The sequence below is a fragment of the Methanospirillum lacunae genome (assembly GCF_003173355.1).
GTDB lineage: Archaea > Halobacteriota > Methanomicrobia > Methanomicrobiales > Methanospirillaceae > Methanospirillum > Methanospirillum lacunae.
The window spans coordinates 98,176-114,893 of sequence record NZ_QGMY01000009.1 but is presented as its reverse complement, the minus strand read 5'-3'; the positions used below and the strand labels follow the sequence as shown (position 1 = coordinate 114,893).

Here is a 16,718-nt window from a genome sequence, read left to right as displayed (position 1 = left end):
GATGAAAATAAATTGTTGGGAATTTAAGAAATGTGGTCGTCAGCCTGGGGGCGCGAAGGTTAAAGAACTAGGTGTTTGTCCTGCTACTGTTGAGTCGCGGGTTGATGGAGTGAACAGTGGTTCACAAGGAGGTCGAGCGTGCTGGGCAATCACCGGAACGTTATGTGGGGGGAAGGTACAGGGTACCCATGCTCAAAAACTTGGTAACTGTCTGAATTGTGAATTTTACCAGATTGTACAAAAAGAAGAACGACCGAATTTTAAGACTGCTGGTCATATTCTGGCATTAATTGAAAAGAAGTAACTTAAAAACCCTTAATTTGTCTCCTTTTTCACATGAACAAGGAAATATCGACAGTTGTCATGATCAAATGATCTTACCGAAAGGCTTGGATGCACCGGTTTTGTCTTTCCAGGATTATATGATTCAGTATCATGTTTTGTCATGATATCTTCCGGTACCTGGTGTTCCAACTGAGAAACCTCCCTGGAAATCAAGAGACCGGTACTGGAGATATTGTATTGGTGTGATTTGAAATCTTTGCACTCATCTGATACAATCAGTCGTGCTGCATGATTTGCATATTGGATAGTTCCCTTAGTATCGATTATGAAGAATGCATCATTATCACTCTCTATAGCACTGAGCATCATGTTCAGTCTATCTGCAACCTGTTCTTTTTCCTGTTCCTGTGCCATGAGTTCAAATGCCAGTGATAGACTTTCTGTAATTTCCATCATGAGGAGCACCTCTTCTTCACTAAAAAAGTCAGCCTCATCAGAATGCAGTGTGAGTGCTCCGATTAATCCATCACTAACTCTGAGCGGAAATGACGCACTGGTGAGAAACCCTGTTGCACAAAGAGCACGGCCATACGGTTCTTCATGTGGATAACGTCTGTTGTCTGAACAGACATGAAATCGGTCTTCTTTAAGAGTATGCAGAGTTGGAACAGAGTCCGGGCTTATGAAGGGTTCTGTTGTCTTCCCCAGGATCTCCGGTGAAGTATCGTAAGCAACAATTTCGGGCAGGTTGGATATGGGATGGAGCATACAAACAGATGCTGCCTTAAATCCTCCCTGATCAATAGCAATATGACTGACTTCCTTTATGAGATCATCACGTGATCTGATCTGGTATACTGCTTTATTGACTCGTGAAAGGAGCGAATACAACCTTGCAAGGTGTCGTATCTGGTCCTGTGCCTGTCTTCGTTCGATTGCCCTTCGACATTTGTGTGCAAGTTCAGTATACTGAGCCTTTGCATCTCCCCCTTTTTGGAGATAAAAATCTGCACCAAGATTCAGGGCTTCGATTACTATCTCTTCCCTTCCCTTTCCGGTAAAGATAATAAATGGCTGGTTTGGTGACCGTTGCTTTACTTCCCTGAGCAGTTCGATACCGTTCATGTATGGCATGTCGTAATCCGATACTACGATCTGGTATGGCCGTTTTTCCAACCGTTCCAGGGCTTCTTTTCCATTTGATGCGGTATCAACGGTAAAATGCTCACGCTGTGTCAGGTAGAAGGATCCTAGATCTAACAGAACGGGTTCATCATCTACGAGCAGGATAGAGATCATAACTCTGGTACAACTCCACTTAAAGTATTTATGCGGCGATAAATTTCACTGGATATTGAATTAATCTATCACAAACGGCAGATGGAACTGGATCCATGGTAAGAACTGCCGATACAATGCATATTATGTTTGGGAAGGATCAATATGATGTGTTCACAATCGTGAATCACAGGAGAGATTTCATGAATTATGTCAAATCCAGAGCGGGAGCATATACGCTATCTGCCCGTGATTCTCCTGAATCATTCCTGGATGCAGGAGATAACATGATTGCATATATCTACCCGTGGGAACTTATCAGAGGAGATTACTGTCACCACTGAAAGACGTTTTCACTCATCACAGAACATCACACCTCTAAGGGATGATCCCGGACTGGACCCCGGGATTATCAATATTCAACTGGTCGTATCTGAACATCGCAGATATCGGCTCTGGATGTATCTATGCCGTTGCGTTACCTCGGATCAGTCGCCTTTGCATTATAAGCCGGATGGAGTTATCCTTCTCTTCCGGTTTAAAAAAAAGTCCATTCGTTTAAAATCAGTAATAATTCCTGTTAAAAACCCTTGGTGCCATGATATATCTTTCACCAGATCTTATTCTTGCTGGAATCGGGTCACTATTTGTGGGAATTCTATCTGTACTCATCGGTCTTGGTGGCGGGTTTATCCTCGTTCCGATGTATACGCTGGTTTTTAGCCTTACTCCAGAAATCGCTGTTGGAACTAGTATTACAGCTACAATATGTACCACACTATCTGCAACTCTTTTTCAGTTTGATAAAGTAAAGGAGCATCTTTCAATCATTTTTCGAATAATTATATTTTCTCTTCCGGCATCTATTTTGAGTTCATATAGTGTTCAATTTTTACAAGGATGGGCATTAACTGGTATATTTGGGTTATTTCTTCTGATCATGGCATTCAGACTTACGCTCTGGAATGAAGGTACATATGTCTGGTTGAAGATTTTGTCAAGTAATCGGCATCAGGAATCAGAAAAAAATGTTCGAAAGAAGTGTATCACAAATCGCTTTCTGTATTCTATTGGATGTCTTGGGGGACTGGTTAGTGGTTTAACCGGGATTTCAGGAGGGATAATCTTCGTTCCTGCACTGATTACCAGAAAAATTCAGATCCATGAGGCGGTCATCATCTCCCTTGCATCTATCATAATAACCTCATCAGGAGCTGCTGCAACCAGTCTTTGTCTTGGTCACGTGAGTCTTCCTTTTCTCTTTAGTACTGCAATTGGAGTCTTTTTAGGTGCCGCAATCGGTGTTAGGTTATCTCCCTATTTTTCCCCCGTGACGATCAGATGGATGCTAGGTGTCTCGGTGGGACTAATGGCCCTGATAATGATAGTCAAGGCTGTGACTCCCGTTTAAATTTTCAAACCTATTTTTCTGATAGTTGCAGATTGCCAGCCTGCATTACCTAACGTCTGACAATAATCAAATTGCCACAATATTTTTCTCAATAGGATAAATTTATTGTATATATCTTCCTTAATGGGATAATTTTATTGCCACTTTCTCTTCTCTTATATCTATGGACATAGACGGTACTTCATGGAATCTCTCCAGAATTATATCATCACAATCCTGCCAGGCCGGAGCAGAGATGGCCAGGAGGAATTTTTTGACCGGATTGATATTCAGCCTGGTGACTCTGTATCCATTGTTGGATCAACCGGATCGGGCAAATCCGCTTTCATTAATGACATTGAAGTCCTGGCGCAGGGAGATACAGTCACCCGAAGAACTATCAGAATTAATGGTGCTGAACCACCGGAAGAGATGGTTCGAAATCCTGCAAAAAAGCCGATTGTTATGATTACTCAGAATAACCGGTGTATAGCAGATCTGAAAGTTGTCGATTTTCTCGCTGTTCACATGAAGGCCAGGGGAATTGCAGATCAGTCAGTTCTTCTTGAAACCATTGAACTTGCAAATGAGTTCACCGGTGAGAAGATTCTCCCGCAGTACCGAATGACGGCCCTGTCAGGAGGTCAGACCCGTTCGCTCTTTATCGCAGATGCCATTCGTATTGGTGACGCTCCCATTCTTCTTCTGGACGAAGTTGAGAATGCAGGTATTGCCAAGGAACGGGTTATCAGCCGGATCAAAGAACATCGTCGTGCTGTAATCCTGGTTACACATGATCCTCTGCTTGCTCTGAGCACTGACCGGAGAATTGTCATGCAAAATGGGGCAGTTCGTGAGGTTATTTACCCGGCAGGATCCGAACAGGCTCTTGTCAGAAATCTTTCAGATATTGATCAATATGTCTCTGATATCAGAGAAAAACTCAGGAACGGAGAGCGGTTTTCTGATTCACCGGTGATCGTTTCAAAAGCAAAGGTGACAGCATGAAACTTCTTATTGTCGCAGGACCACCGAGCGTTGGAAAAACTGCAGTTATCAGGCAGGTTATAAAGGAACTCTCTGGAGAATTCAAGCCGTCATACCTGAAGATTGATGTTGTGAGAGCTTTTGAGGATGAAGAACTCCGGGAAGAGTTTGGCATTCCAACCCGTAAAACCTACTCTGGGGATGTCTGTCCTGATCACATGGGTATCCTCGTGCTTGCCGATGCCCTTGCCTGGGCTGTGGCTGTGGAGTCAGACCTGTTAATTGTCGAGAGTGCAGGACTGTGCCTGCGTTGCACACCATATACTACCCAGTCATTTGGTGTAGTGGTTCTCTCGGCAGTATCAGGAAGCAAGGCACCACTCAAGATGGCTCCGATGATTGCTCTTGCTGATGTTGCGGTAGTCACCAAAGTTGATCTTGTTTCACAGGCTGAAAAGGAAGTGTACCGTGAGGGTATTCTCTCTGCTTCTCCAGAAATTGAGATAATTGAGACAAATGCACTGCAGGGATCAGGTCTGCGGTTCCTGATAAACAAGATCAGATCATTCCCTGATGTCGAGGATGCGGGAACTGTTACACTCCGTGGAACTTCGCCACTTGGAGTCTGTACAGTCTGCATCGGTAAGAAAGAGATTGGATGGAAAAATCACTTTGGAATCATCAGAACCCTTGACAATGCAGAACCTATCTACCGGGGTGACTGAACAAGATGGTCTGGCAACCTCCAGGCAGGGATTGTGGTGCATGTGGTTTCTCCACTTGTGTCGAATTTTCAAAGGCTCTCATAACTGGTGAGCGATCAAAGGAAGACTGCCCGTATTCAGTGACTGCATCAGAACATACTGCCAGAACAGTCTCCTATTCCGGAGTTGATGTCACAGGGAAAGAGTATGATTTTGTATTGAAGGCTTTTCCCGGTGAACCATCTGCACGGAAATTTGTGGTGCCATTCAGAGCAGACCTTGTCGAGAAATGGGATATCAAGGCTGGAGATTTAATTACCGGAAGGCCGGCAGGTCCTGGTTGTCCGCTGTATCATGCACTCAGGGTCCTGTCTGCAAATCCGGTAACCGGTGTTCTTGAATGTCACACAGTTGGTCCCCTGGCAGCTCGGTCAGAAGAGCCACATGATGTTCAGGCATACCATGTCCATGCCTTTGAAGGTATTGCAGAGCCGATAAAGCGACCACCGATTCTGGGAATCAGGCAGTATTTCCTTCCTGGTTATTGTATGATCGATCTCGCACACACGGCTCTTGTGAACATGGTTCTTCAGAAAAAGGACGGTATTCACGTCCGTGTGGAGGATATCAGGATTCTCTGATATATTCTTATGACACTTCATCGAATCCGTATTGGTCATCTTTCAACAGTATACCATACGGCTTTCATTTTAATGGGCACTGATCTGCTGGAAAAAAATCAGATTCAAGCCGAGTGGACTCTTTTTCCATCAGGCCCTGATATAATCAGAGCAATGGAGAAAGGAAACCTTGATATTGCGTATATTGGTCTTCCTCCTTTTATTATAGGTCTGGACCGGGGACTTCAGGCACGATGCGTTGCCGGAGGTCATATTGAAGGCACAGTGATCATTGCGGGTCCTTCTATACTCCCTCTCAGTTCATTTTCTGGCATGAATGGTTTTCTCGATCAGTTTGCAGGAAAATGCATCGGAACCCCTCCAAAAGGTTCTATCCATGATATCATTGTGAGAAATCTTCTTTCCAGATATGGAAAAAACACAGTCCAGGTAAAAAATTATGCATGGGCTGATTTTCTTCATGATGCTCTTGAAGATGGGGAGATAGCAGCAGCAGCAGGAACTCCTGCTCTTGCGGTTGCAGCTCGACGGTATGGCTCTGCACATATTGTTGTTCCTGCCGAGGACATATGGCCGTTCAACCCAAGTTATGGGATTGTTGCAACCGATGATCTGATAAGCCGGGGAAACATTGTTCCAGCATTTATAAGGGCACATGAAGATGCATGCCAGATGATACGCAAAAATCCAGGGGAATGTGCGAAAATTGTTGCAGATACCTGTGGATTTGTTGATAAAGCCTTTGTAGAAGAAGCATATAGGATATCTCCGCATTATTGTGCTGCCCTTCCTTTGGAATATCTCAACTCTACAGATGAGTTTTCTCACACACTCTATACCCTTGGCTCAACTGAACATTGCATCTCTCCGGATGAGATCTTTGATCTGACAGCGGTGAATGCGATTCATCTGGCAGGGCACCATTATCGGGACGGAATTTATGAATATCAGAGGTGGTGATGATGTCAACATTTGCCCGGATCACCGGGATTTTATGGATCATCACGGAACTCATAGTACTGACTTGTTTGTATGACATTGACACCGTACGATCAAAAGCGATATAATCGCCAAATTCTGATTCGTGGATTTGGTGATGCCGGGCAGGAGAAACTGAAAGATGCCACTGTGTTTATTGCAGGATGTGGCGGGCTTGGAAGTCCGGTTGCAACGTATCTTGCAGTAGCAGGAGTTGGTCATCTTGTGATTGTGGACATGGATGTTGTTGACCTGTCTAACCTGAACCGCCAGATATTACACTGGGATGAGAATGTTGACCAGTATAAAGTCAAGAGCGCCAGTGTAAAACTTGCAGGCATTAATCCCTCTCTTAAAGTAACAGCTCTTCAGGAGAAGATAGATGAGGATAATTACCTGGATATCACGAAGGGCGCTGATATCATCATTGATGCCCTAGATAACTATCCAACCAGGTATCTTCTCAATAAAGCAGCAATTCATCACAATATTCCCTTTATCCATGCTTCTGTTTGGGGTCTGGAAGGCCGGCTAACAACAATTATTCCTGGAAAAACCCCGTGTCTTGAATGTCTTGTACCCGAAGCTCCTCCAAAAGAAGTCTTTCCGGTACTAGGAGCAACGCCAGGTGTGCTTGGAACGCTGCAGGTGACTGAAGCTATCAAGGCCATTACTGGAGTGGGTCAACTCGCTTTAAACCGTATGGTGATATATGATGGAGAGTACCTGGAATTTCATGAAATTCCAATCGTCCGAAATCCCCACTGCCCTGCATGCTCACATCTGAAATAGATAAGAGAAGATACATAGGCGATAATTATGACTCTTAAAGTAATTCTGTTTGCAAATTACCGGGAAACAGCCGGTGTAAAAGACGTTGAACTTGACAATGTCAAGACTGTACAGGATATTATAACTGAATTGACGAGTCGGTATCCGGGTCTTTCTGCCCTTCTGTTTCAGGATGGAGAATTGAAGCGGTACGTGAATATCCTGGTGAATGGGACAGGGTTTAAAGATCTTGATGGTCTTTCAACACCGGTTCATGATGGTGATGAAATAAAACTCTTTCCCCCCGTATCGGGTGGATAGGTTTGTTTGAAGTTTTATCGATATCTGACAGAATAATTTCGTGTATCAGGCCGAGGCAAAAAGGTTCCGGATGTTTCCGGATTTTTATTTTTTTGTGTATTAACAGAGTTCTGACAGGATTAATTTGAGTTTTTCTTCAGGGAATGCACCATCTCCCACATACGTGATTTTTTTATTGCATATTATCAGAGTCTGTGGAAGTGACTGTACAACTTTTGGTCCTACTGTCTGGACTAAGCCCTTTGTTAGTTCAATAGGAGCAGCAATGTACATTCCAACAAACTGGTTTTTCTCAATGTGACTCTTGATCATATTAGTATTTTCACGTGAATCAAGATCTATTCCAAGAACTGTGTATGCTCCCGGGTTTTCTTTGAGGAGTTTTGCAGTTTCACGGAGTTGTATTGAACAGGCCGGACACCAGACTGCAAATGAATGAATTATTACCGGTTTCCCTTCTTCTGCCAGTTCTTCAATGGTTGTCTGCTTTCCAGTCATCACATCAGTTATTGGCACGGTCATCCATGATGACTCATTACCTGATTGGGCTACATGAGTAGATGGTGTTGTTGTTTTTGAAGTTGTCTGGTTCCCGGTGTCAGGATTTGTGCAGCCGGCTGATAATATGACTGCCATAAGACAGAGTATCAGGATCAGAATCCGGGTATCTACTCGTTGCATATACAGAGTTCGTAATTTTGAGGATAATAGCTTGTTGAATGTTTACTCCTTATTCATGAGTTACGATAGAAAACAAGTTCAATTTGACGAGTGTGAGGCGAAATATTTTCTCAACTATGATGAGGTTCTTCTTCTTATGGTTATTTTGTGTCGTATCCCGGGGTAGCGATGATAGTGATGATGTTTGGGTAAGATCTAAAAAATCGCGATAATGTTTTTGATATTCAAAGATCAGAACTTGGAAATAGCGGTAATGGTAGTTGATATTTCAGAGCCAGAACCCGGAATTGAACCGGGCTATGCTGATCTGCAGTCAGCTGCATAGCCTCTCTGCCATTCTGGCTTTTGTTACAGGCACTTCACCTGTTACATACTAGAGTTACTTTTCCGGGAATATATATTCGAATATTTCGGCAATATCGTCCTGATAATCCGGATTGATTATTTAGCAACTTGGTCAGGTATACATGGTTTAATAAAAAATGATCGATTAATTATTCTCTTTTCTCAAGAGATGATCAAATTGAATCGATATTCTTTGATCATTGGGCCGGAATCAAATCTATGGGCAATTCATCCTGCTATTAAAACTAACGATCACGACTATTTAGAAACGAGAAAAAAATGACTGGAAAACGTCTTTTGATTCAATTAACGGTTTTTTATATATTTAAATGGAACTCAGTTACATTTTCTCAAACATTTTTTGATTCTACACAGATTTAAGAATCCCGACGGCTTGAACCGGTCTCTGCTCTGATATCAAGATGAGTGCAGTGATAATTTCTCTTGGCATTATGCTTCCGTCTGGGTGATTATAAAAAAACGTTGTCTCCCGATACTTAGCAGTTTCATCTCCAAGTTCGTATTCAGTAATCTGTCTTATAAGAATATTTAGACCAATTTTTTCGAGAATATTGGGATGAATATCAGATAAAGAATAGCCTGTAATTTCGTCTGGCTGATACCCCAGAAAACCAGATAGCAAAGGGCTTACATATGTAATTACCCGGGATTGATAATCTAACGTCCAGATAATATGTTTTAAATTGTCAAAGATTAACCTGAAATTTCCTTCAAGATCTCTTATCCTGATACCCAAACGTTTCTTTTCATTGATATCTCGTGATGTCCCTATTACCTCAATAGCCCCGGTCTCTTCATTCCGGTAATAATGAGAAATAATTTCGTTCCAGACAACATTACCGGATTTGGATAATACTTGTAATTCACATATATACTGCCTGCTCGTATTTGTGTCGAGAAATTCCTGATAATGTTTTTGACAACTGGAAATGAGAACCTCACGCATCTCATGGGAAACAAATTCTTCAATTGGTTTTTCACAGAATTCAGAAGGTTCCCATCCGAGCATGGATATGGATGACGGGCTCATATATTTCAATAATCGTGTTGAAGGATCCATGACCCATACCAGATCTGAAGTCGAATCTGCAAATAGATGATAATACCGTTTATATCGTCTGAGTTGTTCTTCGATCTTAAGCCGGTATGAAATATCCCTGGACTCTCCTAACAATTGGGTAATTTCACCGGCTTTATCTTTAATAAATGAAATAAGGGTCTCAGTTGGCACAATAAGTCCATCAGAATTTTTAAAGTAAATTCGAACTCTAAAAAAGTCAGGAAACTTTCCTTCGTTGTGACCTTTTATATAACGCCGGACCTTTACTATCATCCTCATGTATGTTGATTGCGTAATAAGATCCCGAATATTCATCTGTAATACCTGTTCAGATGTCCATCCTAGTAAACGGTTGACAGAGGGACTAATGAAAGACAATGAAAATGATATTGGATTCATGAGCCAGATAATATCCATGGTGTTATCGGCAACCAGGTGATATAATTCATCAGTTTTACGTATTCTCTCTGCTGCCTGCTTTTGTTCAGTAATATCCCGAATTACTGTAAGCATGCAGTTTCGCTTTTGCATGTGAATAATGCTTGAAAAACAGGATACATCAATTATTCGTCCGGTTGGGTTGTCAATTTTCAGTTCATAATTATATCGATTTAATCCGCTTTCTATGATATTTCGAATGATGGATTTGCGAAATGTATGTGATTGTAAAAGTCCTAATTCCACTGTAGTCTTTCTTATTAAGTCAGTGGATGAATACCCGATTAGATTACAATATGACATATTTACTTCTAATATTTCACCGGTTTCTAAATCGCTCATTATTATGCCATTAGGAGATTCATGAAATGCATGGACGTATTTTTCCTGGGTTATTCTCAATTCTTCTTCAGAGATTCTTTTTTCAGTGATATTTTTACAGATAATCGCTATCTGATTAGATGCATGAAGGAGAGAGAATCGAAGAATTGTAATCTCAAACCAGAAATTGTTGGAATCCTGAACAACAACCATCTCTGATGTATCAAATGAAAAAAAACTTAATACTCTGGTTACTTCATTTTTTGATAATAATGAAAATTTTAATGTATGTACATTGGCACCTATGCAATTGTTCAACGATACAGAAAAGTATGTGCATGCTGCTGCGTTGAGATATTGGACCACTAAGTTAGAATTTAAGATTATGATGAGATCAGTGCTGATGTCAATCAATCCGAATACAGGGATATTCTTTACTAATAAGTATTTTTTCGCAGTTCCCTTCTCTATCTTTCTTACCTTTCCCAGTAGTTCAAGCAGGTCTAAATGACGGGCAACAGTATGACGGTTAATTCCGGTAAAACGTGCAATTGCTGATATTGATAGAGAAATACGATCTTCTTTTAATACATCGAGAATCTTTTTTTTTCGTCATCAGCCTTTGTATTCATAGTGGTAGAAATGTATGCATTTTAAAATGGCCCCTCTTTTGAATTGTGATATAAATATTTTATTAATATTCAAAATTAATAGATAAAACTTCAAAACGAATAATGTGGTTTTACAGACTACATTCATTTTTCTGATCTGAGATGAATCCAAGTACTGATAATTATATTTATGGGTGAACAACAGATCCCATTTTTGAAAAAGTTCCAATTTTATATAGGCATACATTCCATTACTGGCCCATCTCTTTCAGAAGTCCTGGAATATCCAGCCATATTACCAGTTCAACATGATCAGATTCTTTATCCCCTTGTTTATGTCTGATAACCCCTAGAATGAAGGATGATCCATTTTCATCGCACACCTTTTTTTCTATCTCTGATTCGGTAATCGATAGAACAGTTGTAACATCATCAACAAGAATACCTGTTTTACTCTTTGTCACAGAACTATCTATTACAATGATTCTGGATTGATCCTGGTGATCTTTTGAAGATATTATCTCTAATTTTGCTTTGAGATCAATTATTGTTGTAATCTCCCCTCGTAGATCGATAATACCTTTGATATACTTTCCACTACCGGGAATGGGTGTAATCCGGGTATATTCAACAATCTCTTTTACATCAAACAGGTTGAGAGCAAATTTATTTTTTCCAAGAAGAAACTCTACGATCTGGAGTTCTTCTTCATTTTGAAGGCTGCCCATCCTGGTATTATGCGGAGAAACATACTGGATTTCAGCCATGAAATCAGGCTACCTTAAACTTAGTCATTTCGCCAGCAATACTATCAGCAATTGTAACTACACCATTCATGATGCGCCCGATTTCATCAATAGATGCACTCGTTTCTTCAGTTGCTGCAGCAGTATCTCCTGCTTCGTGTGATGTATTTTGTACCAGGTACGATACTTCCTGTATACTGGCCGTGACCTCTTCAACAGATGCAGCCTGCTCTTCTGAAGCAGATGCAACCTCTACGGTGTTACGGTTTATATCTTCAATTGTTTGAGCGATCTGATTAAATGATATAAGAGTCTGTTCAAGTGATGAGCTTCCATCATACACAGCATGAGTAGATTTTCCCATCGCTTCGGTTGCCTGTTTAGCTTTTGTCTGCAGGGCTGCTATCATATATTCTATATTTTCTGCAGATTTTCGTGAATCCTGGGCAAGGGATTTGACTTCAGCAGCTACCACTGCAAATCCTCTCCCCGCTTCTCCAGCCCTGGCAGCTTCTATAGCAGCATTGAGAGCAAGTAAATTAGTCTGATTTGCAATGTCAGATATTAACCGGACAATCTTTCCGATTTCATCCATCTGGGAGTTGATACCGGTAACAATGGTGTCTACCTCATTCGTCGATAGTTTAATATCTCCCATGGCCTTTTCTGATTGTTTTGCCTGTTCTACTCCTTTTTTAGCAAGATCATTAGCTGCGTTAGAGGCAATGGAGACAGATTCAGCTTTTTGTGAGACAGCTCCTACTGTAACGTTGAGATCCTCCATTGCTTTGAGGACCTGTGCGATTCCCTCATTGCCCTGTTCTGCATTCTGACTAACTTTACTTGTATTTGATGCTATCTGTTGAGATCCTGCAAGAACTTCTTCAATACTTGCATTAACCTCTTCAGTGCTTGTGACGAGTTCGGTAACATTTTTCGATATCAATGACATCGCTTCAGACACCTGGACTCCAATATTGTTCAGAGCAACAACAAATTGTGTCCAGTCACCTTTTACGCTGAGTGATGGATCAAACCGTGCAGTGAAGTTGTATTTTGCATATGAATCTGCAATTTTCATAGATTCCTGAATCGGAGTTGAAATGGAATCCAGAGTCTGATTCATCCCTTCAATAACTGCACGATAATCTCCCTTATGGATGGTGGGGTCAGATCTATATTTTAAATCTCCAGCGATGGCAGATTTAGCGATGGTATTTGAATCATGTACTAATCGGGTTATCGCATTTCGTGCTGTCTCAACTGCCTGGCTTATTTTTACAAATTCTTCTCTTGCAGAGACAGAATGTTCATCTGCATCAAGGACAGTGCAGGTGAAATTAGTATCTCCCTGGGCTAAAGAACTGATATTATCCTGAATATTGGCAACTGATTTACTCAAATATTGTACCATCGATTTAATTGCAGTCAGATCGGTAAATATTTCGATAAACTTCTGAACTTCTCCTTTTTTATCCATAATTGGAATGTATACACATTCCACATGCCTGATTCCTGCTGGCACGTCAACTACAAGTTTCCCTTCTACTGGTTTTTTGGATACCAGTGAATCACGTAATGTTTTACCTTCACGTTCAAGAACTTTAATGTCAGAAAGTTTTAATGTTAGACTTTGTTCATAACTATATCCCATCATTCGCGAAAATGCGGGATTTACATCAGTAATTGATAAATCGGGTTTTACCGTGATAATCGCATGGGGATTTTCCTTGATAAATGTTTTTATCTCATCGATATAGGATACCTGATCTGTGACATCCAGGTACATAGCAACCAGAGATGATACCTTGCCATTTGCATCAACAATTGGAATATAGGTGAAATCAAGAATTTTAACGGCCCATCCAAAATCGACAACAAGCCTCCCTTTAGCGGCTTTTTTCGATGCAGTAATATTCTGAAATGATTGACCTTCCCGCTCCAGGATGTTAAAATCCTGCATCCTCATTGCAAGCAGTTTCTCTTTGGATACCCGGGATAATTCTAGAAAGGCGGGATTTGTTGCCGTAATCCTGCCTGTAGGATCCATTGTGATAATTGATGCTGGATTTTCTGAAATGAGTGATTCTGACTCGTGGATCTTTTCAACAAGATCGGTAAGGTCTGAAAAAATGGCAAATATTTTGTAGATGTGACCTGAATCATCTTGTATAGGAATATGGGAATATTCAAGTGTTTTGATACCATTTGGAAAATCAATGACAAGTTTTCCTGTAGCCTTCTTCTTGTTTTGGACTGCTTCGTTGACTGTCTGGCCATTACGCTCAATGATCTTAAAATCTTTAAAGGATCGTCCTATCCATTCTTCTCTTCTGTACCCTGACATTTCAAGAAAAGCCTGGTTAACCTCTGATACCAGTAATGTAGCATCCATTTCAACAAGGGCGTAAGGATTTTCATGAATCAGAGTATGGTTTTCTTCCATCCTGACCTGGCCCGTTATATCAGCAATTGTTGTCAGGAGGCATGTTTCACCTTCGTACTCAATTTCTGATAAGGTTACCCTCGCCTGAAAAATTCTTCCATCCAGGGTGTTGTGGTCAAAAAAAAAGGCTATAGATCCTGACTCATGTGCTTTTTGTATGTACTTTCTACTTTCATAATCTGAACTATTTCCATTTCTTTGATTTTGGGGCGCAAGCAATCCGGGAGGTTTTCCAATTATTTCATCGCGATTACTAGCACCAAATATTTTGAGGGTTGCTTTGTTACAGTCAATAAATAATCCGTTTTTGCCAATAATGAGTGTGGCATCAGGAATTGAATCAATAATCTTCTTAAGCGATGTAGTGTCTTCTGAACCGATAATTGCTGAATTAGTATTTGACATAAAAACCCCTTTACATTTACTGAACCTGTAATCGAATAATCGTTAATTTTAGTAGTGTTAACTCTTGGAATTAATAATGACAAGGAGTGCTGGCGCCTACTAGGGCATGTTTATATACTAAAATCGAATCCTAAACATTCGACATGCCCATTGGTCCAAGGTTTTATGAAATGTAAACTATCGTGTCTTAAAAACCTTAACCTGATATAATCTAGCTTTGACTTACCCAGTTCCGGTTTCCCCATGTAATATTGAAAACGTTATTAATGGCTTTCGTTACTGTTTCGTTCTCAATCCAGAGGGCTATAACATTCTCGCGATATTCTTGGTCTGATTCAGGCAGAGGAAACATCATCAGCATCTCCTTGTTATCAATAGTCAGTGTTCGGATGAAAGGCTCTGGTGCTACCTGGATATCGTTTATCACTTTGGAAAAGGATTCGGACACATCAACGATCTTCTTTTTTACGAGAACTGGGTTATTTGTCGATATCCGTATAATAACACCCCGTTTTTTGACTACTTCAATCTGCTGCCTGATAGGCTCTACTTCTTCCGGATAATAGAGCGTTCCAAAAAGATAGAGGCTGGCTTTAGCCCTCCGCATCATATCGGCAGTCCTGACTACAATATTGTCTAGTCCATGAATGATGCTTGACCGGGGGATATCCTGTTCTTTGCGTTTGTCAAAATTCATCTTGAACTCGTTTGTCATCTGATCAATCTCTGCATCAAGAATGGCTTTCCGCCCCCTGATTGCTTCAGTTGGACAGATTGCAGAAATTTTAGAAGGTCTTCCTTTTTCCACGAGAACAAGGTCTTCCCGCTCCAGACGACGTATAGTATCATATATTTTTGTCCGTGGGATTCCGGATTCTTCAGCAAGATCAAAGGGCGACAGGGTTCCCGCCTGTGCCAGAACTGCATATGCTTTTGCTTCGTATGCTGTAAGACCAAGTCTTTGAAGAAGCCGTATTGTTTTGGTATCCATCGTCATAAGGAGTAATGTGACATATACCCTCATGTAAGTTACATAACTGTTATTGCCTAGATATGATAATTCACGATCGAATAAAGAGGTGATAAAATATGTCAACTGTTGAAGAGAACATGCATTTGATGCAGACACTGGATGATGCCTGGAATAACCAGGACTGGGAAACGTTTGACAAAAGGCATGCATCCCATGTAGATGTATTCTGGCCAGGACAGGAAAAACCGACTCATGGAAGGCCTTCCCACAGAGAAGAGGCGATTGCATTTTTCAAGATTTTCCCTGACAACAGAGTTGGGAACCGACCCTACAAGGTCTTCTTTGGTCAGGGAGACTGGACGTGTTCGGTGGCAGAATTTACCGGTACATTCAAGGGCCCGATGACAACGCCTGATGGGAAAGAGATTCCACCGAACGGGAAATCTTTCAAGGTCGAGTTCTGCACGGTCGCTCACTGGAAGGACGGGGAGATTATTGAAGAAAAACTCTTCTATGATAAGATCTCCCTGATGCAGCAGATTGGCCTGATGTAAGACGCCCGGGAACGTGGATTGGAGTTGGATTAAGGGTGAAGATAGTATGAAAGATCAATCCCAGCAAGAAGAGACGCCAGCAGATAAAGAAATGAGGGTTACAGTAACAAAGAATGGACCCTACATCATAAGTGGAGGAGTTCCCCTAATCCAGCAAGAGATTTGTAATGATGATGAAGGATATTGCCGAAACTGGAAGGTTACTAAGAATTATCCAGTGCAGGAGACTTACGCACTCTGCCGATGTGGACATTCGCAGAATAAGCCATTCTGCGATGGGACCCATTCTAAAATAAACTTTAACGGGACAGAGAAGGCAGGGAGTGAGCCGTACCTGAAATACCCCCTGGTTATTAAAGGTCCGGAACTGGATCTCCTCGATTATGAGAATCTTTGTGTCCATGCACGGTTTTGTATGCGGGCAGGCGGGATTTGGGGTCTCACGGAGAATTCTGATGATCCAGTGGCAAGGGATACCGCAATTGAGGAGGCCTGCAACTGCCCTTCTGGGCGCCTTGTCCTGAAAGATAAAAAAACGGGTAAGGCAATCGAGCCTGATCTCGAAAAGTCTATTGTCATCATCGAGTACCCGGCACGTGGGGAGCACGGGCCACTTTGGGTGAGAGGGGGTATCCCGGTTGTATCATCAGATGGGAAACCCTACACGTTCCGAAATCGGGTCACGCTCTGCCGATGCGGGAAATCTATGAATAAACCATTCTGCGATGGTAGTCATATTCAGCATTAGAAAAAAATCTACAA

The 16,718-nt window shown here is 41.4% G+C and carries 17 protein-coding genes; 11 read left to right on the top strand and 6 right to left on the bottom strand.

The features are described 5' to 3' along the window. The first annotated feature begins 1 nt into the window (after position 1). Entirely contained in the window at positions 2 to 304 is a 303-nt protein-coding gene (locus DK846_RS13425; RefSeq protein WP_109969472.1) for a two-CW domain-containing protein, read from the top strand. Positions 305 to 315: 11 nt separating this feature from the next. Here DK846_RS13425 and DK846_RS13420 read toward each other — a convergent pair whose 3' ends face one another. After that, positions 316 to 1,584 (bottom strand): response regulator, encoded by a 1,269-nt coding sequence (locus DK846_RS13420; protein ID WP_109969471.1) that lies wholly within the window; start codon positions 1,582 to 1,584, stop codon positions 316 to 318. A 182-nt stretch (positions 1,585 to 1,766) separates the two neighbouring features. Here DK846_RS13420 and DK846_RS17760 point away from each other — a divergent pair, with 182 nt between their 5' ends. The 8 genes from DK846_RS17760 (at position 1,767) to DK846_RS13380 (ending at position 7,355) form a co-directional block, all read left to right on the top strand. Next, positions 1,767 to 1,907, top strand: coding sequence for a hypothetical protein (locus DK846_RS17760; RefSeq protein WP_181391785.1), 141 nt, complete (start codon positions 1,767 to 1,769; stop codon positions 1,905 to 1,907). A gap of 254 nt (positions 1,908 to 2,161) precedes the next feature. Further along, positions 2,162 to 2,974, top strand: coding sequence for a sulfite exporter TauE/SafE family protein (locus DK846_RS13410; protein WP_109969469.1), 813 nt, complete (start codon positions 2,162 to 2,164; stop codon positions 2,972 to 2,974). Positions 2,975 to 3,157: 183 nt separating this feature from the next. Further along, positions 3,158 to 3,961 carry an ATP-binding cassette domain-containing protein gene (locus DK846_RS13405; protein WP_109969468.1) on the top strand — a complete coding sequence of 268 codons (804 nt, stop codon included), beginning with the start codon at positions 3,158 to 3,160 and terminating at the stop codon, positions 3,959 to 3,961. Further along, on the top strand, positions 3,958 to 4,665 hold the full coding sequence (locus tag DK846_RS13400; RefSeq protein WP_109969467.1) for a GTP-binding protein: 708 nt from the start codon (positions 3,958 to 3,960) through the stop codon (positions 4,663 to 4,665). The genes DK846_RS13405 and DK846_RS13400 overlap by 4 nt, the downstream gene beginning before the upstream one ends. A 5-nt stretch (positions 4,666 to 4,670) precedes the next feature. Continuing rightward, a complete protein-coding gene (locus DK846_RS13395) occupies positions 4,671 to 5,285 on the top strand; it encodes a (Fe-S)-binding protein (protein ID WP_109969466.1) in 615 nt (204 codons plus the stop codon). Positions 5,286 to 5,294: 9 nt separating this feature from the next. Further along, positions 5,295 to 6,245: an ABC transporter substrate-binding protein gene (locus DK846_RS13390; protein ID WP_109969465.1), complete on the top strand. Its 951-nt coding sequence runs from the start codon at positions 5,295 to 5,297 to the stop codon at positions 6,243 to 6,245. Between the two features lie 72 nt (positions 6,246 to 6,317). Beyond that, positions 6,318 to 7,055, top strand: a complete 738-nt coding sequence (locus tag DK846_RS13385) for a HesA/MoeB/ThiF family protein (RefSeq protein ID WP_109969464.1) — start codon at positions 6,318 to 6,320, stop codon at positions 7,053 to 7,055. A 27-nt stretch (positions 7,056 to 7,082) separates the two neighbouring features. Beyond that, complete coding sequence (locus DK846_RS13380; protein WP_109969463.1) at positions 7,083 to 7,355, top strand: ubiquitin-like small modifier protein 1; 273 nt, start codon at positions 7,083 to 7,085, stop codon at positions 7,353 to 7,355. 99 nt (positions 7,356 to 7,454) lie between these two features. On the opposite strand, the gene DK846_RS13375 is transcribed toward DK846_RS13380, so the two are convergent. The 5 genes from DK846_RS13375 to DK846_RS13350 form a co-directional block, all read right to left on the bottom strand. Continuing rightward, the gene (locus tag DK846_RS13375) at positions 7,455 to 8,036 is read right to left on the bottom strand and encodes a TlpA family protein disulfide reductase (RefSeq protein ID WP_109969462.1); all 582 of its coding nucleotides are present in this window, start codon (positions 8,034 to 8,036) and stop codon (positions 7,455 to 7,457) included. A gap of 712 nt (positions 8,037 to 8,748) precedes the next feature. After that, positions 8,749 to 10,434, bottom strand: coding sequence for a PAS domain S-box protein (locus DK846_RS13370; RefSeq protein ID WP_146201230.1), 1,686 nt, complete (start codon positions 10,432 to 10,434; stop codon positions 8,749 to 8,751). A gap of 649 nt (positions 10,435 to 11,083) precedes the next feature. Further along, complete coding sequence (locus DK846_RS13360; protein ID WP_245926556.1) at positions 11,084 to 11,599, bottom strand: chemotaxis protein CheW; 516 nt, start codon at positions 11,597 to 11,599, stop codon at positions 11,084 to 11,086. A gap of 4 nt (positions 11,600 to 11,603) precedes the next feature. After that, the gene (locus DK846_RS13355) at positions 11,604 to 14,429 is read right to left on the bottom strand and encodes a methyl-accepting chemotaxis protein (protein WP_109969459.1); all 2,826 of its coding nucleotides are present in this window, start codon (positions 14,427 to 14,429) and stop codon (positions 11,604 to 11,606) included. A gap of 211 nt (positions 14,430 to 14,640) precedes the next feature. After that, complete coding sequence (locus DK846_RS13350) at positions 14,641 to 15,420, bottom strand: TrmB family transcriptional regulator (protein WP_245926555.1); 780 nt, start codon at positions 15,418 to 15,420, stop codon at positions 14,641 to 14,643. A 98-nt stretch (positions 15,421 to 15,518) separates the two neighbouring features. On the opposite strand from DK846_RS13350, the gene DK846_RS13345 reads away from it, so the two are divergent. Together DK846_RS13345 and DK846_RS13340 are read left to right on the top strand one after the other, a co-directional pair. Next, positions 15,519 to 15,956: an ester cyclase gene (locus DK846_RS13345; RefSeq protein WP_109969457.1), complete on the top strand. Its 438-nt coding sequence runs from the start codon at positions 15,519 to 15,521 to the stop codon at positions 15,954 to 15,956. 46 nt (positions 15,957 to 16,002) lie between these two features. Continuing rightward, complete coding sequence (locus DK846_RS13340) at positions 16,003 to 16,704, top strand: CDGSH iron-sulfur domain-containing protein (RefSeq protein WP_109969456.1); 702 nt, start codon at positions 16,003 to 16,005, stop codon at positions 16,702 to 16,704. The last annotated feature ends 14 nt before the right edge of the window (positions 16,705 to 16,718 follow it).